Raw genomic sequence first — 25,727 nt, forward strand, 5'->3', positions numbered from 1 at the left:
ACGTATTCTTTTAAATCATTAGAGAAGTTTTATGGGTATTTTTGAGTCAAAGATTAAACGATTAACAATGTGCATTATTTTTATGGCATTGCCTGTACATTCTTTTGCAAGTGTGAAAAATGAAGTAACGAAAACAGTTGTGCAAAGTATAACAACACAAAGTGCTGAAAAAGTTGCTCCGCCTGTTGCAAAGGTCAATTGGACGTTAGAGAGTATAAATAACGCTACTTGGGGTAATTTGGGGCGTGGTCAATTTCCAACCTATGCACGTGCACAAGTAATGTTGAATAATTTACATGCTTCACCTGGTGCAATCGATGCAAAAAGCGGTAAGAATTTTCTAAAAGCACTTTCAGCTTATCAGCAGATGAATGGTTTTCCTGTAACGGGCGAGTTAACTAAACAAACATGGGATAGTTTAGTTTCAAAACAAAAGACTGCGGCGTATGGAACATACACGATTACAGCACAGGATTTGAAAGGCCCTTATGCGAAAAGTATTCCACGTAATTATGCATTACAAGCCAAAATGCCAGGTTTGTATTACACCCGTGTCACCGAAATGTTAGGTGAAAAATTTCATATTGATGAAGAGTTTTTACGTCAATTAAACCCGAAAGTAAGTTTTAAAACTGTCGGTGAAAAAATTATTGTCCCGAATGTACGCAATGATTTACCTGCCGATGTGAGCCTCATTGTTGCGCATAAAGGGGCAAGACAACTTTATTTATTTAATACTCAGAACCATTTGATCGCATCATTTCCAGCGACCATTGGCGGATCAGATACGCCATCGCCAAAAGGAACGCATAAAGTCGTAAAAGTTGCACCGAATCCTTATTATGGTTATTCGCCGAAAAACTTTGTGCAAGGTGGCAATAAAAAACCGCTGACTTTACCACCAGGACCAAATGGACCTGTTGGTAATATTTGGATTGCACTGAGCAAGCCCTCTTTTGGTATTCATGGTACCCCCAATCCATCATTGATTTCAAAAACAGCATCGCATGGTTGTATTCGCTTGACGAATTGGGATGCAAATGATCTTGGTCGTAAAGTACAATCGGGCGTTGTGGTTAAATTTCTTGAATAATTCATATGCAAAGGCATCTTTTGTTGCGACATCCTTGATATGGTGGAACGCACTTGTTTTTAAAAGACTTTAAAATAATTGGAAATATCTGATACAGAATCCTAAATGAGTCATATTTATTTTTAATATTTTAAAAAAACAGCACCAGAATTATGAGGGTGTTTTAAATCAGATTCTCATCTTGATTAGAACGATCAGTCTGAGTTACTTGTATTTTGGAAAAATAAGTTAGTCAGAGGTTATGGAGTGCACGAGTTTGATGATGTGGCTTAATTAATTTTTAACGTATTATTATAAAAATGAGACATCAAAAAACCGCCATTTTGGCGGTTTTTTGTTTAATCAATTAGATTAAATGTATTAGTTTTTATCTTTAAGTTGTGGTACAGCAGAACCTGAACCAACAGCCAATAGACCAGTATTTGTATAAATACCTAATTTTGCACGAGTATCTGTAATATCCAAGTTGCGCATAGTCAATTGACCAATACGATCCATAGGAGAGAACATAGAATCGCCTTTTTCCATCGTCAAACGCTCAGCTTCATAAGTAAGGTTTTCAGATTCAGTGTTCATAATCGTATAGTCATTACCACGACGAAGTTCTAAAGTCACAGTACCAGAGATTGCTTTTGCAACCCAGCGCTGTGCAGTTTCACGAAGCATAAGCGCTTGAGAATCGAACCAACGACCTTGATAAAGTAGGCGACCTAAACGTAAACCGTTGATACGGTATTGTTCAATAGTATCTTCGTTATGAATACCTGTTACAAGACGTTCATAAGCAATATGAAGAAGCGCCATACCTGGAGCTTCATAAATACCACGAGATTTTGCTTCGATGATACGGTTTTCGATTTGATCCGACATACCTAGACCATGACGACCACCAATACGGTTGGCTTCAAGAATGAATTCAACTGGATCTTCAATGCGTTTGCCATTTAATGCAACAGGGAAGCCTTCTTCGAAAGTGATTGAAACTTCTTCAGCTTCAATTTTTACATCTTCTTTCCAAAATGCAACGCCCATGATTGGATCAACGATTTTGATACCAGCATCGAGGTATTCTAGATCTTTTGCTTCATGTGTTGCACCCAACATGTTTGAATCTGTTGAGTAGGCTTTTTCTTTTGACATTTTATAGTCAAAGCCATTATCGATAAGGAATTGTGACATTTCCGCACGACCGCCAAGCTCATCAATAAAGGTCTGGTCTAACCAAGGCTTATAGATTTTAAGTGCAGGGTTGGTCAATAAACCGTAACGGTAGAAACGCTCAATATCGTTACCTTTATAAGTAGAACCGTCACCCCAAATGTTAACGTCATCTTCTTTCATTGCAGTTACAAGCATTGTACCTGTAACAGCACGACCCAATGGAGTCGTATTGAAATAAGGTACGCCACCTGTAGAGATGTGGAATGCGCCACATTGAATTGCAGCAATACCTTCTAATGCAAGTTGTAAACGGCAATCGACTAAACGTGCAAGAACAGCACCATAAGCCTCTGCTTTACGTGGAATTGCATCATAGTCATCTTCATCAGGTTGACCTAAATTTGCTGTATAAGCATAAGGTTCTGCGCCTTTTTGTTTCATCCACAATAAAGCTGCTGAAGTATCTAGACCACCAGAAAAGGCGATACCGACTTTTTTGCCTACTGGTACATTCTGCAAAATCGTTGCATTATCAGTCATTGCTAATCCTAACTATTTCGAAATAGGCACCACACATGGGAGCCGGAGAGAATTTTATATATTCGGTATTGTAGCACTTTTAAAAGTAGATGTTTTCTTAAAAAGCTGGCGAAAACTTAAAAAATGATATTTTTGACGACCGATAAAAACGATAAATCGTGTTTTTTTGATAGCTCATCGGAGAATCTAAGATATAAAAAAACCACCGAGGCGGGTAAGGCGCTTGAACAAATTATTTTTTTTAAAATGCTATGTTTTAACTCAGTAGTTGAATATCAACATCGTAGCGTTTGAATTCGACGATAATTGTTTCTACAATTTTCAGCATCATCTCGTGTTGAAATTTAATCGTATGAAATTGCTGATTATGACTATTAAAAAAAGCTGCATTTTCAACATGCCATATGTTTTCATCGTTTGATTGATAGATTTCAATAGAGCGTGGTTGAATACTCTCTGAGAGTTGAATAGGCAATACTGAGCGAATGCTTAGTCGGATGGGTTGAGTTTTATTTTGTTCGACTGAATTTAAAAAAGTGATCACCCAATTGCCGACTTTTTTCAGGTACATAGGGTTGTCAAAAGCATCAAATTGAAGAGACAAAGACATAGCTTTTAGATGTGTAAAAGAGGTATAGAGATAGATATAAAGTGTTCTTTGTCTCTTGTGGATACATCCAAAGTCACAAAAGATTTTTAGGTAAATCAAACTTGGTTTAGAGTAAAACCATAAAATAATGATTTTTAATTAATTTTTATTTTATGATTGATTTGATCATGCGTTCTTTAAGTTTTTAAAACGATAAAAACCAATAAAATTACTCTAAATTTGGCAGCATATTTTAGAAGGTTAGGTAGAGATATCTATATCAGGATCAACTTTTTTACGATTTTAAATCAGCCTTTTGTCTCACGGTAGTGCTTTGAGATATATTTGGAGAGAGAAGGCTGATTGTATTAGGCAGAATTTATTGCAGATCAACTTGTTGAGCTTGGTCTGCCCAAAAATCAGCTTTTTCATCATCAATATCGACACCTAAACCATGTTCATAAATCGCAACAAGATCACGCATGGCTTGCACTTCACCGAGTTTTGCAGCTTGTTCGAGCATTTCGATTGATTTAGCAATGTCTTTTTCAACCACATCACCACGACGGTAAAAATTGGCTAGCTCAAAAATTGCAGCAGGGTGTTGCTGTTTGACCGCTTGCTCTAGCCAGCGATGTGCATGTTCAAAATAAGTTTTTGCTTCAGCAGGATCTTCTTCTAATAAATCTTTGGCATAGGCTGTATAGCCTTCGCCTAACCAATACATTGCCTCAACATGTCCCAATTGTGCAGCTTTTAGTGCCCATTCTTCAGCTAATTCTATGTGGTCATCATTTTCACTTTGCATATAAATTTCTGCGAGTTCAAATTGAGCTTCACGGTTGCCCGCCATTGCACGGTTATAAAGCTCGGGAGAAATTGGAAGATCAGACATAATAAAATCACAACAATAGAATCGCTATAGCGTAATGCTTTGTATAAAAAAAGCCAATCCGAAGATTGGCTTTAATGCGTAAAAATAAAAATACTTAAAATTTAAGTATTAAAGTTTAAGTATTAAAATAAGGCTGAAATCAGGCAAGCATTGGCGAGTAGAAGGGTAAATAAGCCAATTTTTTTACAAAACTGAGGGTAATAACTCAAACACAAACCACTAAAGAGCGCTGCAAAAGTGAGAGTCCCAATCCAATAACTGATATACGTACTCCAATGTCCTTGTGTCGTACATAAGACAAGGGTAAGAATAAGTAAGACCCAACCTGCAATTTTAAAAATACGAGTATGTAATGGTTTGAGTTCATGGCCAAAAATCTGTTTTTGATGTTTAGACATGCTTGCAGCAATAGAAAGTAAGCCTGCACTATTGATCGACCAAATAAATAGAAACCAAATGAAAGTTGAGTCAATCATGCTGTTCTACTCTCCTGAGTTTGGCGAGTGGGAGCTTTTACTTTTTTTGGTAGTCCTTGATGCTTTTTGACTTTATAAAAGCTAAATGCAAATAATATTGCCAATAATAAACACATCAAATCAAAAGTCGCAATCATCCATTGTTCATGAGCAATGCTGTTCCATAAAGCCTGACCACCTGTCATAACGTTAATTATTGGTAATAATAGGTAGGCAAGTGTTGCCAGTCCCAATAACTCCAACCAAGCCTGACGATGCGGTCGTAACATGGCATAAATGAGAGTAAGTAACCAAACGATAAAGAAAGTGCGAATTTCCCAATTGAGACGTAGTTCTAAATCGGCAGGAATAAAGCGATTCGCATAAAAATAGGCAGAACACGCAATCGGTAAACCAATAATGGCTGCAATATTAGTGACTTCAACTACGCGATAGCCAAACGATTTATAACCTTGTTTTTGTTGTTGTGGTGCGCGTTTTACACACCATAAGATGAGTCCTGTTGCAATCATTAATGTCCCCAGAATACCTGAGAAAAATAATAACCAACGTAATGCCAAGTCTACACCACGTGCTTCATGAAGTACTGTAATGACATTGTATATACCTGTTGGAATAGATGGATTTTTCAGTTGAGCATCATCATTGGAGATATCTTTACCTGTCACACCATTGTATTTTAAGCTTGCATACACATTACGATGAGCCACACTTTCGCCGTGTAAAGCACGTAGTTCAATCGTGGCTTTATTAGTGTTGGGTGCAACAATATTAATCGATGCAATTGGATTATTTCTCCACTTTGCTTGTGTTGCAGTAATAATGGGTTCTAGTGCTGTTAAAGGTGCAGATTGCTTTTGTTGTTGACCTTTTCCACGCCTTTCACCTCGACCTTGCTGATTTTCATTGTCAGAACGCATGTTCTGAGCATTTTGCGCACGATCAGACTGTGCTTTATTTGAACCTTGTTGAATTAGCCCAGCGCGTTGATCTTTTAAAAAGTCTTGGCGACTCTCATAAACTTGATTCACCCCCCAAGGCATAAGTGTAAACATTAGTAATAATAAACCACTTAAGGTGATCATTAAGTGGAAGGGAAGTGCAAATACTGCTGTGGCATTGTGTGCATCGAGCCATGAACGTTGCCCTTTGCCTGAGCGGAAAGTAAAGAAATCTTTAAAGATTTTTTTATGTGTGATGATACCACTGACAATAGCGACTAACATCAGCATGGTTGCAAGACCAACAATCCAGCGTGCCCAAATACGAGGCAACCCATATAATTCAAAGTGGAAGCGATATAAAAAATTTCCACCACGAGTATCACGTGTATCAATTTCAGTACCTGTTGCACTGTCAATTGTCACTCGTTCACCGCCACGTCTTGCTTGTAAATCTTCACCTTGTTTTCGAATATTTAGTTCAGTTGTGGTTTGACGATGATTTGGAAGTTGAATAGACCAACTGCCAGCATCTGGATAGTTTTTTTGCAAAAAAGCTAAAGCCACTTCTGTTTGCTTAACTTGGGATGTGTCTGGTACAGATTGATGTGTTTCTGGTTTCATCCAAACAGAGATTTCAGATTGGAAAAAACTCAACGTCCCTGTCAGGAAAATTGCATAGAGTAACCAACCTAAAATTAGACTTGCCCATGTATGTAGCCATGACATTGATTGGCGCGGTCCTTCAACTTTGTCATCTATCCGCATATTAGTTCCCTACAAATATAGTTGTTGCCCATAAAATAAGCGTAGGGAGAACAATGCCTAAAGTTGCTTTTAGTGTTTTTTTCACCATAAACACCCAAATAAATGCAGCACAATAAATACAAAAAGCGAGTAAGGTTGCACTAAGTACAGCATCGGCGCGCTGTTCTGCAAATATTTTTGCGATGACGATTGCAGAATAACTTGCTAAGGCGTAACCACCGACAATAGCGAGTAGAAAACGATAACTGATCATTAGACGATAAGTCAGTAATGGGGAAAGATACTTAAAGCGATCTGTATTAAGTACTGTACCTGCATTTAATTCGGGCTGGCTTTGCATAATGCTATGTAAATTTGTGTAAGTATTAAGGCAAATGATAACAATTATCTTTTAGATTTTAAATAGCACATTGATGTTATTAGAAAAGTAATCAAAAAATATTTAAACATATAGTCTTAAGATTCTGAAAAAAATGAACTTTAAATATTAGGATATAAAGAGTGGGATACAACATAACCAAAAACAAGTGATGTTGTATCTTACAATCTGGATATCGTAATTATTTTAAGATGGATGACTCATTTGCAAACTCTTTAAAATCAGCTTTTCTAATTTTTGCATGAATTCCTTTTGTTTTATCAACAACTTGTGAAACCTCAAAATCAGTGGCAGCGCTGAGGTAAGCATAGGCGATTGCTTCATCAATACCATATTCTTGATTTAAGAAACGGATTGCTTCGCGTGTTGATTTTTTCATGGCTTCATCTAAGTCTTCATCTAAACCAGGTGTGATCCAAAATTCAGCATTTTCTGCCAAAGGTTGTTTAATCTCTTTACCTGGAATTTTGTCTTTTCCTGCTTTTAATAAAGTGAATTTAAGCGTTGCACGGGCTGAGGCTTCTAATGCAGTCAATGCAACTTCACCATCACCTTGAGCAAAATGACTATCACCCGTATAAAATAATGCACCTTTGACTTGAATCGGATAATAGGCTGTTGAACCTGCACCGAGTTCATTTATATCAATATTACCACCATACATTGCAGGTGGAACTGAGTGAACTGGTTCAGATGTGTTTGCAGCTACCCCCATGATCCCCATAAATGGATACAGCGGAAACCGAATGGCTTTACCATTCTCAGTTTTTAAAACCCCTTCATATTCACCTTGGGTATTTTTTTCAATCGGTGTAAAAATTGAGACATTACCGAAACGTTCAGGATGTTCAGGGGATGCATTTGCTTGTTGCATTTTTTTTGGAAATTCACCAACCAAAGCTCCTTTGTCGTGTCGGTTGGAAATAACACCATAGGGAACACGTGGTTCTACTTTAATAACTTCTACTTTTAAAATATCACCAGGTTCAGCGCCCGTAATTGCAAGAGGGCCAGTGACAATATGAGGGCCATCTTTGTGAAAGTCATGTTTAAGATCCGATGCAGTAATTTTTTGAGCATCGCTGAGAATTTGCTCAGAATTTACGCCCTTTGATTTAAAATATTTTTCTACATTTCGCCCTTGGTCTTCAAGTAATCCCTCATGTGAAATGGTATCAAAGGTCACCGTGCTACCCGACGCGACAGTCAGTACTGGTTTTGCATCACGGTTGGGTAAATATCCCCATTGAATTGTTTTGAGTGTAGAAGGAACATAATAATTTCCTTTATATTCACCATCTTTTAATAAGGTCGGCTGATCAGTAATTTGATTTAAAACTTTAAAATTATCATGAGTGACATTTTTAGCGTGTGTAACTGATAAACAGAGTAAAGATAAAATTGAAGCTGAAAAGAGTTTAATTTGAGACATAAAAAAGAACCTGTAAAAAAGTAAATACACTGAGCGGTAATCTTTTTAAGCAATCCTTATGCCAAGATAATTTTTTTTTGAATATTATTTAAAAATAACTCAATGAATTTGTATGGTTAATTTTTAAAAATGTATTTTATATTTTTAATTGAGTGCCTGTTGTTATAAGGCGTATAGTTGAATTGTTCAGTGTTTTAATTCAAAAAATCAGCTATTAAGAAAAGGAAGTAAATAAAGTTTTACTTCCTCGTAAATTTAAAAATAATAACTATTTTATTTAGTTTTTTGATATTCATTAATCACTTCAAGTGCAGCTCGAAAAGCTTCTTGTGTTGCAGGTGCACCACAATACGGCAGGCTGTGTAGCAACACTTCCTGAATTTCTTCAACGGTTGCACCATTATTTAAAGCACCACGAACATGACCTTTCAGCTCAGTTGGACTTTTTTGCGCAGTTAAGAACGCGATAGTTATGAGTGAGCGATATTTACGAGGAAGTACACCTTCACGTTGCCAAGTTGAACCCCACGCATGCTCATTAATCCAATCTTGTAAAGGTTGTGTGAATGGAACGGTATTATCTTGTGCACGTTTCACAAAACTTTCACCCATAACTTCAGTGCGGACTTTTAAACCATTTTCATAATCTTGTTGTGACATTATTTGTTGCTCATTGGAAAATGCTCTAAGCATAAAACGATCATCATTCAAATCCATTGGCGAATGGTCGTACATTTTTAGACGGTACAGTACATAATTTCAGTTATATTTATTTGGAAAAATAGATTTAAAAAGTAAGAAAAAAGCCCTCAACAGGTGAGGGCTTTTTTCTTCAATGTTTGAGGCTTATTGACAATTAAGCTTCAATCGTTTGTACCGCAATTTTTTTAGCAGGATCAACTTTACGACGTACCGCAGGAACAGGTTCACCATAATATTGACGATCTGCAAAGTAACTTGAACGTACCATTGGTGCAGCCCAAATATTACGAAAACCAAGTTTTTGACCATGAGCGGTATAACGCTCAAATTCTTCAGGTGTGACAAAACGATCGATTGGCGCATGTTCTTTCGATGGCTGTAAATATTGACCAATAGTCACATAATCTACGCCGTGCGCATGTAAATCATCCAATAAAGAAATCACTTCTTCTTCAGTTTCACCAATACCGACCATCAAACCGCACTTGGTTGGCACATCAGGGCAGTATTCTTTAAACATTTTTAACAAAGTTAAAGAGTGCTGATAGTCTGAACCTGGACGCATGGCTTTATACAAACGAGGTACAGTTTCAATGTTGTGGTTAAACACATCAGGCGGGCATTCCGTCATGATACGTAAAGCTACATCCATACGACCACGGAAGTCAGGTACCAAAATTTCAAGTAAAGTTTTTGGACTTAAGCTACGAGCTTCTTTAATACAGTCAACGAAATGCTGCGCACCACCATCAAGTAGATCATCACGGTCTACAGAAGTAATGACCGCATATTTCAAACCTAAATTTGAAATGGTTTCGGCCATGTGACGTGGTTCATCTGCATCTAAAGCATTTGGGCGACCATGTGCCACATCGCAGAATGGACAACGACGCGTACAGATATCGCCCATAATCATAAAGGTTGCAGTACCACCACCAAAACATTCAGGAAGGTTCGGGCAAGCTGCTTCTTCACAAACGGTATGAAGTTTTTGCGCGCGCAGTGTTGTTTTAATGCGTTGAACTTCATCAGGCGCAGCCATTTTGACACGAATCCAATCGGGCTTTCGAGGCGTTTCAACCGTTGGAATAACTTTTACAGGTATACGGGAAACTTTTTCGGCACCACGCAGTTTGACACCCTGTTCAGGTCTACGGTTCTCTGACATATTCAACTTTTCCACTGTTTTTGACGGGGGATATTTATTGATATTATAGCTGAATTGAAAAATGATAGGGTAAAAACACTATTCATTTACGAAATGTGGTCATCACATAATATATGCAGGGTAAATACAGCAAAATACATAAACTTAGGTCATAATACTGAGGATATATAGACAGAGTTGTGATAAGGAGCTTTGAATGCCACGTAAGAAAGAAATCGTCACTGGAAGTTTTGTGAAATACGATGCGGTCGTACTTGGCTCAGGACCTGCTGGTGAAGGCGCGGCAATGAAGCTGGCTAAATCGGGCAAACGTGTTGCTATTATTGATGTACGTGAACAGTTAGGTGGTAACTGTACGCATGTGGGTACAATCCCGAGTAAAGCATTGCGTCAAACGGTGTCGAGTATTATTCGCTATCAACGTGATCCGATGTTTAAAAAAGTGGGCGACTGGAAACAGTTCACCATGAAACAAGTGTTACACAATGCACATAAAGTGATTCAGCAACAGGTCAATACGCATTCGCGTTTTTATGATCGTAATAATATAGATGTGTATCATGGTCGTGCTTATATTCAAGATCAGAACACTGTTATTATTTTTAGTGAAGATGGTATTGAAGAAACGATCGTATTTAAACAATTGGTGATTGCGACAGGTAGTCGTCCATATCATCCACAAGGTCTTGATTTTAAACATCCTCGTGTATTTGATTCAGACAAAATTTTGGATCTAGATTTTCCTATACATAAAATCATCATTTATGGTGCGGGTGTTATTGGTTGTGAATATGCCTCTATTTTCATTGGTTTAGATCATAAAGTTGACTTAATCAATACACAACATCAGCTTTTAAGCTATTTAGATGATGAAATTGCCGATGCCTTATCTTATCACTTACGTGAACAAGGCGTATTGATTCGTAACAATGAGCAAATTGATTTCCTTGAAACTTTTGATGATCACGTGGTGATGCATTTACAAAGTGGTAAAAAGATTAAAGCCGATGCAATTTTATGGTGTAATGGTCGTTCAGGAAATACAGATGGTTTAGGTCTTGAAAATGTAGGGATTAAACCGAATAGTCGCGGTCAAATTGCTGTCAATGAAAAATATCAAACCGAAGTAGAGCATATTTATGCTGCAGGTGATGTCATTGGTTGGCCATCATTAGCTTCTGCTGCATATGACCAAGGTCGTTGCGCAGGTGCGAACATGAGCGGTGAGGAAAATGTTAAACCTGTAACGGATATTCCAACAGGGATTTATACCATTCCTGAAATTTCATTCTTTGGTAAAACTGAAAGTCAGTTGACTGAAGAAAAAATTCCGTATGAAGTGGGGCAGGCATCTTTCCGTCATTTGGCACGTGCGCAAATTACTGGTGATACAGTGGGCGAGCTTAAAATCTTGTTCCATCGTGATACTTTAGAATTATTAGGTGTACATTGTTTTGGTAACAATGCCGCTGAAATTATTCACATTGGTCAAGCAGTAATGCAAAGTGGTAACAATACCATTAAGTATTTTGTTGAAACTACATTTAACTATCCAACGATGGCAGAAGCCTATCGTGTAGCGACATTAAATGGTATGAATCGTTTGTTTTAATTATAATTAGTTAATTTGATTTTCTAAGTTATATTACTTAGGTGATTAAAACAAAAACCCATAAGCAAATACTTATGGGTTTTTTAATATTTAAAATTTTATAAAAAATAAATTAATGTGCACAAAAAGCATTATTAAAATATTCAAACAGATCAGGTGTATTGAGCCATAAGCCAATAGCCAGACTAAATAAGACTATGATGCCAAACACAATACTTGTTTTTAGCCAAAGTAGTGAATCAGTCATTGACGATCGCCTCCTCATTGACAAAGAAATGTACCACGACACCTAGAGCACTTAATACAATTGAACACATCCAAATCAGGTTATAGTTTCCTGTTATATCGTGGTTTAAGCCACCTAACCATCCACCAAAAAATGATCCAATCTGATGAGTGAAAAATACGATGCCGCTGAGCATAGTGAGATATTTCACACCGAACATATTGGCAACAATACCGTTTGTAAGTGGAACAGTAGATAACCATAATAGTCCCATAATAATACCAAAAGCATAAACTGTATAAAGGCTTAACGGTAATGCAAGAAATGAAATAATGGTAATGCCACGTAAACCATAAAGCCACATAAGTAAATGTGGCTTTGAGTATTTATCACCGAGCCAACCTGCGCTATAGGTACCAATAATATTAAATAGTCCAACTAAAGCTAAAAAGACCGTACCTGTCGAGGCATCAAAACCATGATCAATTAAATAACCTGGTAAATGAATCCCTAGGAAAACGACCTGAAAACCACAGACTAAAAAGCCTAAAGCCAGCCATAAAAATGGTTTGTGATTAAACGCAATTTTTAAAATTTGTTTAAAGGACATATTTGGCTTGTTGGCTTGCTTAATGGCATTGGGTGCTACATAAGCAGGTGCTTTAAGCAGCCAAGCCAGCGGAATAACCAATGCAACTAAAATAGCACTAATCACCAATGCAGATGACCATCCAAAATGCTTAATCAGTAGTAGGGTTGTTGGCAACATGATAAATTGCCCAAATGACCCTGCTGCACTCGCAATCCCCATCGCCATACCTCGTTTAGAGGGATGTGCTGCACGACCAACGGCAGACAATAAAACGGAAAAAGATGTTGCAGACAACGCCATGCCGATAATTAAGCCAGCGCTCAAATCAAGTAGCCACACACTTGAGCTGACTGACATCAGTCCTAGACCAATACAATACAGAACACCACCAACAGCTACGACTTTTTTACTTCCGTACTTATCTGCTAACGCTCCAGTGAATGGTTGTACTGCACCCCAAAGTAGATTTTGAAATGCAATTGCCAAGCTAAAAACTTGATGGCTCCATCCAAATTCGTGACTCATTGGCACAAGGTATAAACCAAAGCCATGCCGAATGCCTAAGGAGAGTGCCAAAATAAATGCACTTCCAATGAGCATATATATGAGGGGCTTGGAGAAGCGAGTTTCATTCTGAGTGACTGACATACATCATTCCGTTGAATCGTAATATGAGAATATTAAAGTATTCACTGGCAAGTAGCGACAGAATAAATATTTATCGATTGATAAATTCTATTTATGGCATATTTGTTTTGTATTAATGATTTTATTTTGAAAAAAAATGAGAGCTAATAAAAAAGGTCATTTTAAAAATGACCTTTTTTGCGCTAAAAAATAAATCTTTTTTTGGCACTATGTTTTTATCGAAATATGACCAAAGATATATTACTGAACAAAACGGGATAAATCCTCTTCAGGACGTGCGGTAAGGATTTCAACACCATTTTTAGTCACAAGCAAGGTATGTTCATATTGTGCAGATAAACTATGATCTTTAGTTACAACTGTCCATTTATCACCAAGGAGTTTAGTTTTCCAATCACCACCATTGACCATAGGTTCAATGGTAAAAGTCATACCTTCTTCAAGTACCATGCCGCTATTGCCTTGACCATAGTGAAGTACTTGTGGTTCATCATGGAAAACCGTACCAATACCGTGACCGCAATATTCACGTACAACACCAAAACGCTCAGACTCTACATATTTTTGAATCGCAGCGCCAATATCACCAATGGTTGAGCCAGGTTTTACCGTTTCAATACCGCGGTACATCGCTTCTTGAGCAACTTTACATAAACGCTCAGCCAAAATTGTGGTTTCACCGCCCACGATATACATCATGTTGGTGTCGCCGTGGAAACCATCTTTAATGACAGTGACATCAATATTTAAAATATCGCCTTTTTTCAGAATTTTACTATCTGATGGAATGCCGTGACAGACCACATGGTTGACAGATGTGCAGATTACATGCTGAAAAGCAGGGCGACCAGGTGCGGCGCCATAACCTAGGCAAGCAGGAATAGCCTCTTGTTTATTGACAATATAGTCATGACAAATCGTATCCAATTCAAGTGTAGAAACACCTGGTTTGATATGCGGTTTGATCATATCCAAAACCTCTGCCGCTAATCGTCCTGCAATACGCATTTTCTCAATTTCATCTGCGGTTTTGATTAAACGACGTGGAGCTTCATAAGTACTGTTCATGATCTTTAAAAACTTTTGGAAATTTGTATGTGACTATGGTATAAATAGCCGCCCAATTTATCAAATGCTTTCTGTTACTTTCTTTCTTTGAGAAAGACGGATGGTTATTTAGATAAGAGGCATTTAAAAATCCGCACATATGTCGTCACATTACTCTGGGTGCCTGAATAAGGTGGAGAATGCGGACATATGGAGGCCTAACCCAAACTTTAAGGTAAAGAAAATGGCAGATTACAACGTAAGCATGCGCGACCTTCTAACAGCTGGCGCACACTTTGGTCACCAAACTCGCTTCTGGAACCCAAAAATGAGTCAATACATTTTTGGTGCGCGTAACAAAATTCACATCATTAACCTTGAGCACACTGTTCCTGCGTTAAACGATGCTTTGAACTTTGTTAACAAACTTGCTAGCAAGAAAAACAAAGTGTTATTCGTTGGTACTAAACGTGCTGCTTCTAACATCATCCGTGAACAAGCTCAACGCGCAGGTCAACCATATGTTGATCACCGCTGGTTGGGTGGTATGTTGACTAACTGGAAAACTCTTCGTCAGTCAATCAACCGTTTAAAAGACCTTCAAACTCAATCACAAGACGGTACTTTTGCTAAACTTACTAAACGTGAAGCATTAGAACGTACTCGTGAAATGGAAAAACTTGAACGTGGTCTTGGTGGTGTTAAGAACATGGGCGGTTTACCTGACGCATTGTTCATCATTGACGTTGATCACGAAGCGATTGCAATTAAAGAAGCTAAGAACCTTGGTATTCCTGTAATTGGTATCGTTGATACAAACTCTAACCCAGATAACGTAGATTTCGTTATTCCTGGTAATGATGATGCGATTCGTGCTGTTACTCTTTATGCTTCTGCTATGGCTGATGCTATTCTTGCTGGTAAAGAATTTGCTCAAACTCAAGCAAATGCACAAGCTAAAGGCGAAGAAGCTGCGAAAGAAGCTCCTGAAGCTTAATGCGTTTTTGATGCAACCTTGTCACTTTTGCGACATGTAAGGGTGGCAATTAAGCGTCAAACAGGCAGAAACGGCTCAGATTTAAGGTTTGGGCCGTTTTTGTTCAACAGATTCATTTTTCTACCGTATTTAGGAGAACAACATGACTGCAGTTACTGCGAGCATGGTAAAAGAATTACGTGACCGTACTGGTCTTGCGATGATGGAATGCAAAAAAGCATTGACAGAAGCAGACGGTGATATTGAGTTAGCGATTGATAACCTTCGTAAATCAGGTCAAGCAAAAGCTGCTAAAAAAGCAGGTAATATTGCTGCTGATGGCGCAATTACAATTGTTCAAGATGGCAACAAAGCAATTATTCTTGAAGTAAACTGTCAAACTGACTTCGTTGCTAAAGACGAAAACTTTGCTGGTTTCTCTACTAAAGTTGCTACTGCTGCGCTTGCTGCAAACGAAACTGATGCTGCTAAAATTGTTGAACTTAAACTTGAAGATGGTCTTACTGTAGAAGAAGCGCGTATTGCACTTGTTCAAAAAATCGGTGAAAATATTCAAGTGCGTCGTGCAAAAATTGTTGAAGGCGAAAACCTTGCAGTTTATAAACACGGTTTACGTATTGGTGTTGTTGTGTCTTACACAGGTTCTGCGGAAACTGGTAAAGGTGTTGCAATGCACGTTGCTGCGTTCAACCCAGTTGCTGTAACTGCTGAAGATGTTCCTGCTGAGCTTGTTGCTAAAGAGAAAGAAATTGCTGAAGCTAAAGCAATCGAATCTGGTAAGCCTGCAAATATCGTTGAAAAAATGGTTTCTGGTTCAGTTGACAAATACTTGAACGAAGTTGTTCTTGAGCGTCAAATGTACGTAATCGACAACGATAAGAAAGTTGCTGAAATCCTTAAATCAACTGCGACAACAATCGTTGAGTTTGTTCGTTTCGAAGTTGGTGAAGGTATTGAGAAGAAAGCTGAAATGAGCTTTGCTGATGAAGTTGCTGCTGCTCAAGCTGCTGCTGCTCAATAAGTTTTATTGATTCAGTTTTTCTGAATCGGTGAAATAAAAAACCCTCAAATATTTTTGAGGGTTTTTTATTTGTTTAAATTTCAAGACTGATTACATTTATATAAGATGAAACATCTTATAATACTAAAAATTAATTTAAATCTATTGTTATGGCAAATAAAATAAATTTGGGTATTGGTGTGGTTATTATACTGCTTGTTACAGTGTATTTTGGTGTGGATCTTAATCAAAATCAGCGTGAAACAGCAAAGCCTCAAATACTACAGCAATCAAGTGAACGATCACAGTCACAAGAAAAATTACCATCTTCGCTTGAGCAGTTAGATCAACCATTGCATGCAGATCAGCATTCAAATACATCATCGGATGATGAAAAAACACAGCATGGTACATCGAATAGCAGTCAGAATCGTCATGGTTTAGAGGTTATTCGTCAATCATTTGACCGTAAAATTAGTAATGTTCAGGTGCAGTCTGAAGGTTGGGTAAAAGCAATTTTACGAGTTGATAATGAGGGTTCACGCCATCAAAAATTTATTTTGTCTTTGAATAATGGTTTGACGATTTTAGTGGCACACAATATAGATTTATCACCACGAATTGAAAATTTGAAAAAAGGCGATGTTGTTGAGTTTTTTGGCGAGTATGAATATAGCCCGCAAGGTGGTGTAATGCATTGGACACATCATGATCCACGGGGTCATCATACCGATGGTTGGTTAAAGCATCAGGGTAAAACTTATAAATAATTTTTGTTAAAGAAATTAGATGTGCTTTTTGTGAAATGATGAATTAAAAATAGCAATTTTGTTCTATATTACACAAAGTATTGATTTTAAAATAAAGCTGTATATGTAGGAATATCATATGAGCATTATAAAGGAACATGCTGATTTTATTCATCTTAAAGAATTTGGTGGTTTAGAATTACTTAAAGCACGTTATCATCACAAGCAGTTTTCGCGTCATGTTCATGAAGGATATTGTATAGGTGTGATTGAGGAAGGGGCGCAAAGTTTCTTTCGTACAGGTCAGCTACATACAGCACCGAAAGGTGACATTATTTTGGTCAATGCTGATGAGATTCATACAGGCTCTTCTGCTGTGGAATCGGGTTGGGGTTATCGGGCGATTTATCCAACCTATGAAATGTTACATGATGTCAGTCAAGATTTTTTTACTGTAAAGAACAGTGTGCCATGGTTTCCTCAGGCTGTAGTGCATGATGTCGGTTTAGCACAACAACTGATTTTACTATTTGATTTATTAGAACAAAAAGAAAATACTCTATTGAAAGAAAGTATGTATTTATCGACTTTGGCACGCTTATTTCAATTGTATGGTCGTGCCAAATTGAGCCAAGCGGAATTGCCCGAAGCACAGCATAAAGTGGAGCTAATCAAAGATTTACTGAGTACATTTCCTGCACATGATTTTTCTTTAACTGAGCTTGCAGCGCATGTTGGTTTAAGTCCATGGCATTTTTTAAGAGAATTTAAAAAACATACAGGATTACCTCCGCATAGTTGGCTAATTCAGATTCGTTTACGTTATGCACGGCAATTGCTCAAACAAGGCGAGAGCATTGCGCAAACAGCACAAAATAGTGGTTTCTCTGATCAAAGCCATTTAAATCGTCATTTTAAAAAAGCGATGGGTGTAACACCTGCACAATATTTATTAAATTTTAAGCATTAATTTATAGTTGTAGTGGCAAGTGAGTGATTTAATTTCAAAATAAGGCTTTATTTATTATTCATTTGCTGCAAATAGCAATTTTGTTCAAGGCAAACTTATTTAATTGGAAGATATTGAAGGGTATTCAAAAAGTAAATTCAGGATGTTGAATGTCGGATTTTAATGAAATAAATGCGGAATCAATACGATCAGAACATATTGCTCAAGCCAATTCAAATCAAATCCATTTAAGTAAAACCCATTTAAGTAAAACAAGTAACACTGCATTATTTCGTCAGGGTGTATTAGATATTTTACCTTTATCGATTGCAGTTTTACCTTGGGGGATTTTGGCGGGCTCAATGGCAATTAATGCAGGATTATCAACTGCACAGGCTTTTGCTATGTCATCGGTGATTTTTGCAGGTGCCGCACAGTTGGTGAGCTTGGGCTTGGTCATGTCAGATGCATCGGCATTGACAATACTACTGACGGTTTTCTTTTTGACATCACAACATTTAATTTATGCATTGAATATGCGTGCAGATATTCAACATTTTTCTTGGCAGAAAAGATTGGTGATGGGCTTTTTGTTGACTGATGAATTATTTGCAGTCAGTCAACGTGAAAAAGCATCTAAAAAGTTTGCGTATTTATTTGGCGCAGGGCTATGTTTTTATTTGAGTTGGTGTGTTTTTAGTATACTCGGTATGTTGCTTGCACGTTCAATTCCAAATTTGGACAGTTTGCATTTAGATTTTTCTATTGCAGCATTGTTTATCTTAATTATTGTGCCATTAATTAAGAATTTAGCATCTTTGGTTGGTGTATTGGTAACAGTTATTTTCGTGTGCATATTTAAATATTTTGCAATTGAAGCAGGTATTGTTTTGGCAGCCCTTACGGGAATGCTGAGTGCGGTTTGTATGCAAAAAGCTCAAAAAGGAGCGCAAAAATGACTTGGTTGCTCTTATGTAGTTTAGCGTTGATTGTATTTATTAATCGTTATGTTTTTCTTGAACCTAAAGTTGTAATTCGCTTGCCTGTATTTTTCCAACAAATGTTGCAATATTCTGCACCATGTCTATTGGTTGCAATTTGTGCGCCGATTATCTTTTTTCAAGGTGATCAATTGCGAGTGAATATTTTTGATCCCTATATTTTAAGTGCGACTTTGTGTGTGATTTTGGCACTTTTGAATCAACGGATTTTGCTGAATTTGAGTCTTGCTTTAGTGTGTTTTTATACACTCAATTATTTATTATAGCACGCTTAAATGGGTCAGATTTTCTAAAAAATACCGACCCATGCTAATTTGCGCTAAAAAGCCTCTTTTTGGCGTGTTTTCCATTTAGGTGCTACTTTGCCTAAATAGGCATCCATGCACCATAGAGGTCCAATTAGGAGGAATTGGAGGTCTTTAAAGAATGAAGGCTTTTTACCTTCCACTTTGTGACCATAGAATTGTCCAATCCAAGCCACGACAAAGAGCCCGATATAGAATCCTGCTCCGACTGGTAGAATCACAATGAGCCATGCCATGACAAATAATAAGGCTGCCATTGCAACTGCTAAAACAAGATCAAGTCGTGCATAAAAAACCAAAGTTAAAACGAGAATGAGTGCTGTGAGCATTGCACTAAATTGTGCGAGGATGCCAATAATTGAAAACAAGATGGCAGGTACACAGAGCCAGTGAATGACTTTGTTGGTTTTATTTTGGTGGCTTTCGCTATATTCATCTAACCATTCCGTTACGGTTTTCATTGTTGCAATCCTCGCTCAATCATTTGATTTTTTATTGAGAGAAATATAACCTGAAAATTGACATGGGTCAAAATTCAGGTCATCACCACATACAACAATTTATTTTTCAAGTGCTTGATAAACTGATTGTCCTTCTTTGTAGGTCGCTAAAATTTTGATGTTTTTAATCTGTTGTGGCTCAATAGTGATTGGGTTGTCACTGAGGATGACAAAATCGGCGAGTTTACCTGCGGTCAGTGTACCTTTACGATCTTCTTCAAAGTATTGATATGCAGCCCAATCCGTCATACTTTTAAGTCCAATATAAGGACTGACTTTTTGGTCTTGACCTAAAAGCTTACCACTGCGTGTGGTTCGGTTTACCGTTGCATCCAAGGTCATCATGCTGTTTGGTGGAATGACAGGGGCATCATGATGTTCTGTAAATATCATACCACGTCGAAGTGCAGATCCTGTTGGTGAGATACGATCAGCTCGTTCAAGACCTAAAGTCTCTTGAACATGCCAATCTCCCCAATAATACGTATGTAATGAAAAGAACGATGGAATTAGTTTTAATTTCTTCGCTGTATCTAATTGATCTTCTCGCATAGTTTGCGCATGAATAATCACATTACGGCGGTCAGCTTCTGGAAATTTTTGTTCTGATTTTTGAATGACTCTTAGATATTGATCAATTGCTGCATCACCGTTGGCGTGTGCAAGAACCTGCCAGTGATTTTTAAAAGCTAGATCAATGGCATCTTGAACAGTTTTTTCTTGAGGGTAAGCAGGATAGCCACGATATGATTTTGATTGCCCTTCAGGTGGAATTAGATACGGTTTTGTTAGCCAAGCTGTTTTTCCTTGTGGTGATCCATCTAAGCTGATTTTTACACCGCCTATTCGATAATGGTTTTGATACTGCACGCTACTGCCATTTTTCAGCATATAGTCTTTTTCAGAAATGAGGTCAGGATAGACCACAACATCGATTGGTAGTCTTTTCTGTAGAGCCAAGTTTCGCCATAATTGAGCAGTACCTGCATCTGCACGACCCTCTTGAACGGTGGTATAGCCATTTTTTATATACGTTTTCAAGGCAGTCTGTGCCATTTGAAGCATCACATCGGGTGGAACATTTTTAAATGCTTGCAACATAGAACTAAAGACAACGCTTTCTTCAAGTACACCATTTGGAATTTGTGTATTTTTAACACGACGGATGACACCGCCATCAGGATCGGGAGTATTCTGATTAATTTTGAGTAATTCTAGCGCTTTATGATTTGCTGAGGCGAGGTGTCCAGACTGATGCAAAATTAGAATGGGTTGATCTTTGGAAACTTGATCGAGATCATCTGCAGTGGGATGACGCTTTTCTTTTAGCTGAGCATCATCATAGCCATTGCCTATAATCCAACCCGAAGTTGCACGAATAAATTCAGGATTATCTTTTTGCCATTGTTTAAGTGATGCAATCAGAGAGGGGATATCTGTGACATTGCCATCGGGTGGTGCATATAAATTAGCAACGGTTTGCTGCATACCAACGGAGTTAACGTGGCTATGTGCATCAATTAGTCCGGGAATGGCAGTGCGCTGATGTAAATTAAGCTCTTTCGCATTTGGGGCACGTTTTTTGGCTTCAGCTAAAGAGCCATTGAACTGGATGATGCCATTTTCAATTAGCAGTGCTTCACTATACTGCGGTGTATCTCCTTGCATGGTTAAAATAGGTCCGCCAAATATAATAAGATTTGAAGATGTTGGGATCTGTTGTTGTTGAGCGAATTGAATGGGTTGTGTACAAGCAATAAGTAATGGCGTGAGAGCAAATAATGTTGAAAAATTGACGCTTTTTTTGAAAAAATGTCTCAATGTTTTTGAGGACTGGGTGTGAGCTGGTTGTAAGTTATTTGTCATCATCTTCCCCTGAATATCCACTTCATGTGAATTTTTTAAATAGCTGATTCTAAAATAACAAACAAGCATGTATTTAAGCTAGGGACTGATACACAGTTTTCTGAGGAATTTGTTTAAAAATGTATTTGAAACTAATACTTAAAATACCATCAAAAGCAGAAAGTAGATAATAATTCTATGCCAAGCTTGTCAAAGGTAGCACCATGACCAATTGGAATTGGAATTGGAATTGGAATTGGAATTGGAATTGGAATTGGAATTGGAATAGATAATAAACCCACCGTGGTAGTTCCTAAAATTGCACCACCATAGTTAAAAATATTAATTCGTGTAAGAATTTTATCACGACGGTTTGGAACAAGCTTTACTGCTACTGAGAAAATGAGTGATGCCAAAGCACCAATAACAATACAAAATTGTTGGCTAGCACTATAGAGTAGGTAGACTAAACGCCAACAAGTGTTATTGATACTGCGGATTTAGCCAGTAATAGAGATGTCAGCAAAATACTCATTTGATAGGTAGCATAGCCTAAGGTTGTGATAGTTACAGATGCTATCAAAGTATCTTCAAGATATATCGTATTTCATGTACGGATGGCAGAATCTACAGTAAAGGTAATTAGAATAATTAAACCGTAGGAAAAAATAATTTTAAAGATGAAATTGTTGTTGTATGCATGGATTGTTTTGCTTTGTATGAATAATTACTTAAAACTGAGTCTACAATTACTACTACGGTAGTTAATGCTACTGTTGAACCAAACCTTGTCGATACAGGAGCAGGGCGTGAAAATTTCACCAAAAAATGCAGTAGCGGTAAAGCAATTAAAAAGCCACTTTTTAAAGTGGCTTTTTATTCATGAGCAATGCAGTGCACATGAATTACGAATTTGGACCATCGACACGTTCGATACTGACACGGCCAGTACCTGAGTTAGTCATACCTAACTGTTTCGCAGCACCGTAAGAAAGATCAAGTACGCGATTACCATGGAATGGACCACGATCATTCACTTTCACCACAACACTTTTGCCATTATCTTTGTTGGTTACACGGATGTAACAGTTCAAAGGTAGGCTACGGTGAGCTGCAGTTAATGCATTCATGTTGAATGTATCGCCACTTGCAGTTTTACGACCATGAAACTGACGACCATACCATGACGCAACGCCTGTTTGGCTAAATTTGCGGACAGTGCTAGAAGCAACTGTATTCAATTTATCAATAACTGAAGGTTCATCTTTTGGGATTTCGATTTTAGCAGCAATCGTTTCACGACGAATCTTATCACCAGAGCGTTCAGTGATTGTTAAACTGTTTAAGTTTGAAAAGTGCGAATTAAAGTTATTCGCGTCTTTGCTGATCACACGGGAAGCAAGACTTGAGCTGTCTGAATCATTGTTTAGGTATGATGACTGAACCATTTCTGAGTTCACCTGAGTCATACTTAAACCCATCGTCAGGGCAGCAATATATTTAAGTGAAGCATGCATCGTTTAACTCCTTGGAACCTCGGATTACTTTCATAAGTCGCTGAAAATTAACCACTGAGGTCTGTAAATTCACTTGTGCAACTGCATTTAGCGGTAGGCGATAATATTCATGCAGTCACAAAGCTGTCTACTAAAAAGTGAAAAACAGTTACAAAAAGGACAAAAACTTACGCAATACGGTTGAAAAACAATCAATATTGTAACAATTTATAAAAAAAGTCTGTTTTGTGCACTATTTTGCATAAATATTTATTGACTTTTTTTAATTGCTAAAATTACAAGTCTTAACGACTTGCAATTTCAGTGCCTAAAAGCCATAACGCTGTTGCGTACATACGGCTCTTATTATAGGTTGTAATGACTTGGAAATTTGGGTAGGTGATGTAGTAAATAGGACCATAATCATCTTGTAGTTGTATGACATTGACCATATCCAAATCGTCAAATTTAACGATTGGATTCATTGGAGAAATTCCTTGTTTCTTCAAAATTCCATATGGTGTTGGTTGGGTTAAATCTTTGGCAATTACTGATTCTGGATTGTTCCCTGTGTAGCGTGCTGGAAATGCGATAGGTTGGTTGCGCTGCCACCCATGTTGTGACAGATAATTTGCAATAGAGCCAATTGCATCGACAGCAGAATTTCGAAGGTCTACATGACCATTACCATCATAGTCCACCCCAAATTTTGGAATGTTGCTTGGCATAAACTGAGGGTAGCCCACAGCTCCTGCATAAGATCCAACAACTGAATTGGTCGGTACACCATCTTTATAAGACCATGCAATGAGTGCAGACAGTTCATCTTGGAAATATGCAGCACGGCGTTCATAGCCAAAGCCGAGTGTTGCAAGGGCATCACGGGTAATAAAATTGCCTTTGTTAGAGCCAAAACCAGTTTCTACACCCAAAATACCCAAAATAATGGCTTGAGGTACACCGTATTGTTGTTCCGCACGATTTAGCGTTTCGGCATATTGATTTTTAAAACGCACACCGCGTTGAATTGTACCTTCTGATAAAAAATTGGTCTTATATTCATACCACGGCTTACTTTCACCAGGTCGATTCATAATATTGATAATACTTGGTATGTTTTTTGAACCATTCATTGCCCAGTCGACTTGTTGTTCGCTTAAACCATAGGTTTGCATTGTCTTGGTTTTGAAGTTGTTATAATTTGGATTACTCGCAAAATCATTGGCTTGGCAAAAGCTAGATAGCGGTAAAGCGATAGCACAGAGACTCAGATTTCTTAACTTATGAAAAATCCCAGATTTAAACATGTGTTCTATTTTCCTAATGATTAATATAAAAATATGCATAAAAACATCGATAACGATGTATAAAATTAACGGTGAGTATGAATAGATATCACAATACCAAAAGTTGCCATTAACGTAATAATCACAGTACTGCCATAACGCATAAATGGTAGTGGCACACCGACTACATGTAAAATACCATTGACCATGCTTGTATTTACAAATTTATACACAAAAATGATCATCCAAAGGTATCAAAACAAGACATCCATAATTGCAAAGACAATTCAGGTTGATTTGGAAAGATCTAAAAAGAGTGATGAAATTAAAGGATGATCAATAAACGCATGTAGATGCTAACACAATCAATCTGGAGCAGATGCTCATCAAATGTGTACATGAACTTTAAGGCGTTTGATGCTGTATTAAATGCTGTTAGATTGAACAAATAAGCCGATTTTTAATACTGTATTTAGCGTTGGTTTTTCTATTGAATGTGACTGAATTGAAGTACAGAAAAATGACTATATATAGTAGAAGAGTAATAGCGTTAGTAAATGAAAAAAGCCACGAACAATGAGAACGTGACTTTTATATGAAAGATTAAATATTGAGAATCAAACTTGAGTCTTATGAAACTTAATTTTTAATCAAATTTTTAGATTAATTAAAAAATAATGTGTCGTGATATTCAGCAATTGCACTGATTTCAATTTTATTTAAATTTGGAATCAGTTTATCTACAGCAATATGCACCGCCTTAGTGACTGCTGCTGCACCAATATCAGACGCTTTGCGTTTAATCATACCCAAATCAAGTGTTTTGTTGAAATCACGCATGAAGTGGTTAATGGTGGCATCGGCGAACTGCTTGTACTGTTCAGATAAAACAGCACGATTGATATCACCATTTTCTTTGATTTCAGCAAAACTATTTTTTAAGTTGGTTACGAGTGAAGAACTAAGTTCTACACCAACTACGCTATGTCCTGCAGGCGTTTTAAATAAGCTACGTTCAGAAAATTCAATCGATTGGCGTACCACATCATTATCAGCTTTACTGAGTAATTGTTTGAGAAGTACGGCAACTGTTGACTTTACATAACCTGCTAATTTTTCAGCAGTATCACGCTTATCACTTGCAGGAAAACGACGTACAAGTTCAATTAAAACCGCATCAAGGATTTCGTCATTAATTAATAATGCAGTTTGATCACGTAATGGGTAAAGCGGTTCATTAGAATTTTTTTTCTCAATTCCAGTCTGAATGTTCTTTAACAGTTCTTCAGAAGGAACAAAACCAAAAAAGGGCATTGTAAAAACCTCAATG

General features: G+C 37.4%; 26 protein-coding genes and 1 pseudogene. 8 read left to right on the plus strand and 19 right to left on the minus strand.

From position 1 onward, the window contains the following. Window positions 1–31: 31 nt before the first annotated feature. The gene (locus FW754_RS02490; protein WP_446323757.1) at window positions 32–1,093 is read left to right on the plus strand and encodes a L,D-transpeptidase family protein; all 1,062 of its coding nucleotides are present in this window, start codon (window positions 32–34) and stop codon (window positions 1,091–1,093) included. A gap of 360 nt (window positions 1,094–1,453) precedes the next feature. Here the strand turns inward: FW754_RS02490 and argG are convergent, their stop codons facing one another. From argG to lipA, 9 genes are all read right to left on the minus strand, one after another. Next, window positions 1,454–2,794 carry an argininosuccinate synthase gene (argG, locus tag FW754_RS02495; RefSeq protein WP_409512142.1) on the minus strand — a complete coding sequence of 447 codons (1,341 nt, stop codon included), beginning with the start codon at window positions 2,792–2,794 and terminating at the stop codon, window positions 1,454–1,456. A gap of 256 nt (window positions 2,795–3,050) precedes the next feature. Beyond that, window positions 3,051–3,398: a hypothetical protein gene (locus FW754_RS02500; protein ID WP_446323758.1), complete on the minus strand. Its 348-nt coding sequence runs from the start codon at window positions 3,396–3,398 to the stop codon at window positions 3,051–3,053. Between the two features lie 364 nt (window positions 3,399–3,762). Continuing rightward, on the minus strand, window positions 3,763–4,278 hold the full coding sequence (locus FW754_RS02505) for a tetratricopeptide repeat protein (RefSeq protein ID WP_446323759.1): 516 nt from the start codon (window positions 4,276–4,278) through the stop codon (window positions 3,763–3,765). A 122-nt stretch (window positions 4,279–4,400) separates the two neighbouring features. After that, complete coding sequence (locus tag FW754_RS02510) at window positions 4,401–4,754, minus strand: DUF3325 domain-containing protein (protein WP_409512145.1); 354 nt, start codon at window positions 4,752–4,754, stop codon at window positions 4,401–4,403. Continuing rightward, window positions 4,751–6,463: a PepSY-associated TM helix domain-containing protein gene (locus FW754_RS02515; RefSeq protein ID WP_446323760.1), complete on the minus strand. Its 1,713-nt coding sequence runs from the start codon at window positions 6,461–6,463 to the stop codon at window positions 4,751–4,753. The genes FW754_RS02510 and FW754_RS02515 overlap by 4 nt, the downstream gene beginning before the upstream one ends. A gap of 1 nt (window position 6,464) precedes the next feature. Continuing rightward, a complete protein-coding gene (locus FW754_RS02520; protein ID WP_419345950.1) occupies window positions 6,465–6,803 on the minus strand; it encodes a hypothetical protein in 339 nt (112 codons plus the stop codon). A gap of 220 nt (window positions 6,804–7,023) precedes the next feature. Next, on the minus strand, window positions 7,024–8,274 hold the full coding sequence (locus FW754_RS02525; RefSeq protein WP_446323761.1) for an acetamidase/formamidase family protein: 1,251 nt from the start codon (window positions 8,272–8,274) through the stop codon (window positions 7,024–7,026). Window positions 8,275–8,547: 273 nt separating this feature from the next. Then, window positions 8,548–8,934 carry a carboxymuconolactone decarboxylase family protein gene (locus FW754_RS02530; RefSeq protein ID WP_419345952.1) on the minus strand — a complete coding sequence of 129 codons (387 nt, stop codon included), beginning with the start codon at window positions 8,932–8,934 and terminating at the stop codon, window positions 8,548–8,550. A 196-nt stretch (window positions 8,935–9,130) separates the two neighbouring features. Beyond that, window positions 9,131–10,144 (minus strand): lipoyl synthase, encoded by a 1,014-nt coding sequence (gene lipA / locus FW754_RS02535; RefSeq protein ID WP_409512150.1) that lies wholly within the window; start codon window positions 10,142–10,144, stop codon window positions 9,131–9,133. A gap of 196 nt (window positions 10,145–10,340) precedes the next feature. Between lipA and sthA the strand changes: the two genes are divergently transcribed. After that, the gene (gene sthA / locus FW754_RS02540; protein ID WP_446323762.1) at window positions 10,341–11,756 is read left to right on the plus strand and encodes a Si-specific NAD(P)(+) transhydrogenase; all 1,416 of its coding nucleotides are present in this window, start codon (window positions 10,341–10,343) and stop codon (window positions 11,754–11,756) included. Between the two features lie 112 nt (window positions 11,757–11,868). Here the strand turns inward: sthA and FW754_RS02545 are convergent, their stop codons facing one another. The 3 genes from FW754_RS02545 to map form a co-directional block, all read right to left on the minus strand. Continuing rightward, a complete protein-coding gene (locus FW754_RS02545) occupies window positions 11,869–12,003 on the minus strand; it encodes a hypothetical protein (RefSeq protein ID WP_446323763.1) in 135 nt (44 codons plus the stop codon). Then, window positions 11,996–13,222 (minus strand): MFS transporter, encoded by a 1,227-nt coding sequence (locus tag FW754_RS02550; RefSeq protein ID WP_446323764.1) that lies wholly within the window; start codon window positions 13,220–13,222, stop codon window positions 11,996–11,998. Before FW754_RS02550 ends, FW754_RS02545 begins: the two co-directional genes overlap by 8 nt. A 240-nt stretch (window positions 13,223–13,462) precedes the next feature. Then, on the minus strand, window positions 13,463–14,290 hold the full coding sequence (gene map / locus FW754_RS02555; RefSeq protein ID WP_409512154.1) for a type I methionyl aminopeptidase: 828 nt from the start codon (window positions 14,288–14,290) through the stop codon (window positions 13,463–13,465). A 223-nt stretch (window positions 14,291–14,513) separates the two neighbouring features. Between map and rpsB the strand changes: the two genes are divergently transcribed. From rpsB to FW754_RS02585, 6 genes are all read left to right on the plus strand, one after another. Next, window positions 14,514–15,266: a 30S ribosomal protein S2 gene (gene rpsB / locus FW754_RS02560; protein ID WP_409512155.1), complete on the plus strand. Its 753-nt coding sequence runs from the start codon at window positions 14,514–14,516 to the stop codon at window positions 15,264–15,266. 142 nt (window positions 15,267–15,408) lie between these two features. Continuing rightward, window positions 15,409–16,287 carry a translation elongation factor Ts gene (gene tsf, locus FW754_RS02565; RefSeq protein WP_409512156.1) on the plus strand — a complete coding sequence of 293 codons (879 nt, stop codon included), beginning with the start codon at window positions 15,409–15,411 and terminating at the stop codon, window positions 16,285–16,287. Window positions 16,288–16,436: 149 nt separating this feature from the next. After that, a complete protein-coding gene (locus FW754_RS02570; protein WP_446323765.1) occupies window positions 16,437–17,036 on the plus strand; it encodes a DUF3465 domain-containing protein in 600 nt (199 codons plus the stop codon). 118 nt (window positions 17,037–17,154) lie between these two features. Then, window positions 17,155–17,985: an AraC family transcriptional regulator gene (locus FW754_RS02575; protein ID WP_446323766.1), complete on the plus strand. Its 831-nt coding sequence runs from the start codon at window positions 17,155–17,157 to the stop codon at window positions 17,983–17,985. Between the two features lie 149 nt (window positions 17,986–18,134). Continuing rightward, window positions 18,135–18,923: an AzlC family ABC transporter permease gene (locus FW754_RS02580; RefSeq protein ID WP_446323767.1), complete on the plus strand. Its 789-nt coding sequence runs from the start codon at window positions 18,135–18,137 to the stop codon at window positions 18,921–18,923. Beyond that, window positions 18,920–19,231 carry an AzlD domain-containing protein gene (locus FW754_RS02585; RefSeq protein WP_419345958.1) on the plus strand — a complete coding sequence of 104 codons (312 nt, stop codon included), beginning with the start codon at window positions 18,920–18,922 and terminating at the stop codon, window positions 19,229–19,231. The genes FW754_RS02580 and FW754_RS02585 overlap by 4 nt, the downstream gene beginning before the upstream one ends. A gap of 53 nt (window positions 19,232–19,284) precedes the next feature. Here the strand turns inward: FW754_RS02585 and FW754_RS02590 are convergent, their stop codons facing one another. The 7 genes and pseudogenes from FW754_RS02590 to FW754_RS02620 all read right to left on the minus strand — a co-directional run bounded on the left by FW754_RS02590 (window position 19,285) and on the right by FW754_RS02620 (window position 25,711). Beyond that, the gene (locus FW754_RS02590) at window positions 19,285–19,731 is read right to left on the minus strand and encodes an Mpo1 family 2-hydroxy fatty acid dioxygenase (RefSeq protein WP_409512161.1); all 447 of its coding nucleotides are present in this window, start codon (window positions 19,729–19,731) and stop codon (window positions 19,285–19,287) included. A gap of 99 nt (window positions 19,732–19,830) precedes the next feature. Then, on the minus strand, window positions 19,831–21,636 hold the full coding sequence (locus FW754_RS02595; RefSeq protein ID WP_446323768.1) for an amidohydrolase: 1,806 nt from the start codon (window positions 21,634–21,636) through the stop codon (window positions 19,831–19,833). Between the two features lie 149 nt (window positions 21,637–21,785). Continuing rightward, window positions 21,786–22,031: a hypothetical protein gene (locus FW754_RS02600; RefSeq protein ID WP_446323769.1), complete on the minus strand. Its 246-nt coding sequence runs from the start codon at window positions 22,029–22,031 to the stop codon at window positions 21,786–21,788. A gap of 489 nt (window positions 22,032–22,520) precedes the next feature. Continuing rightward, the gene (locus FW754_RS02605) at window positions 22,521–23,132 is read right to left on the minus strand and encodes a septal ring lytic transglycosylase RlpA family protein (protein ID WP_409512163.1); all 612 of its coding nucleotides are present in this window, start codon (window positions 23,130–23,132) and stop codon (window positions 22,521–22,523) included. Between the two features lie 284 nt (window positions 23,133–23,416). Further along, window positions 23,417–24,418, minus strand: coding sequence for a lytic murein transglycosylase B (gene mltB / locus FW754_RS02610; RefSeq protein ID WP_409512164.1), 1,002 nt, complete (start codon window positions 24,416–24,418; stop codon window positions 23,417–23,419). A 65-nt stretch (window positions 24,419–24,483) separates the two neighbouring features. Then, window positions 24,484–24,712: pseudogene (locus FW754_RS02615) on the minus strand (FtsW/RodA/SpoVE family cell cycle protein); the annotation flags it as partial. Between the two features lie 348 nt (window positions 24,713–25,060). Beyond that, entirely contained in the window at window positions 25,061–25,711 is a 651-nt protein-coding gene (locus FW754_RS02620) for a hypothetical protein (protein WP_409512165.1), read from the minus strand. Window positions 25,712–25,727 lie beyond the last annotated feature (16 nt).

The organism is Acinetobacter sp. 1207_04 (assembly GCF_052850415.1).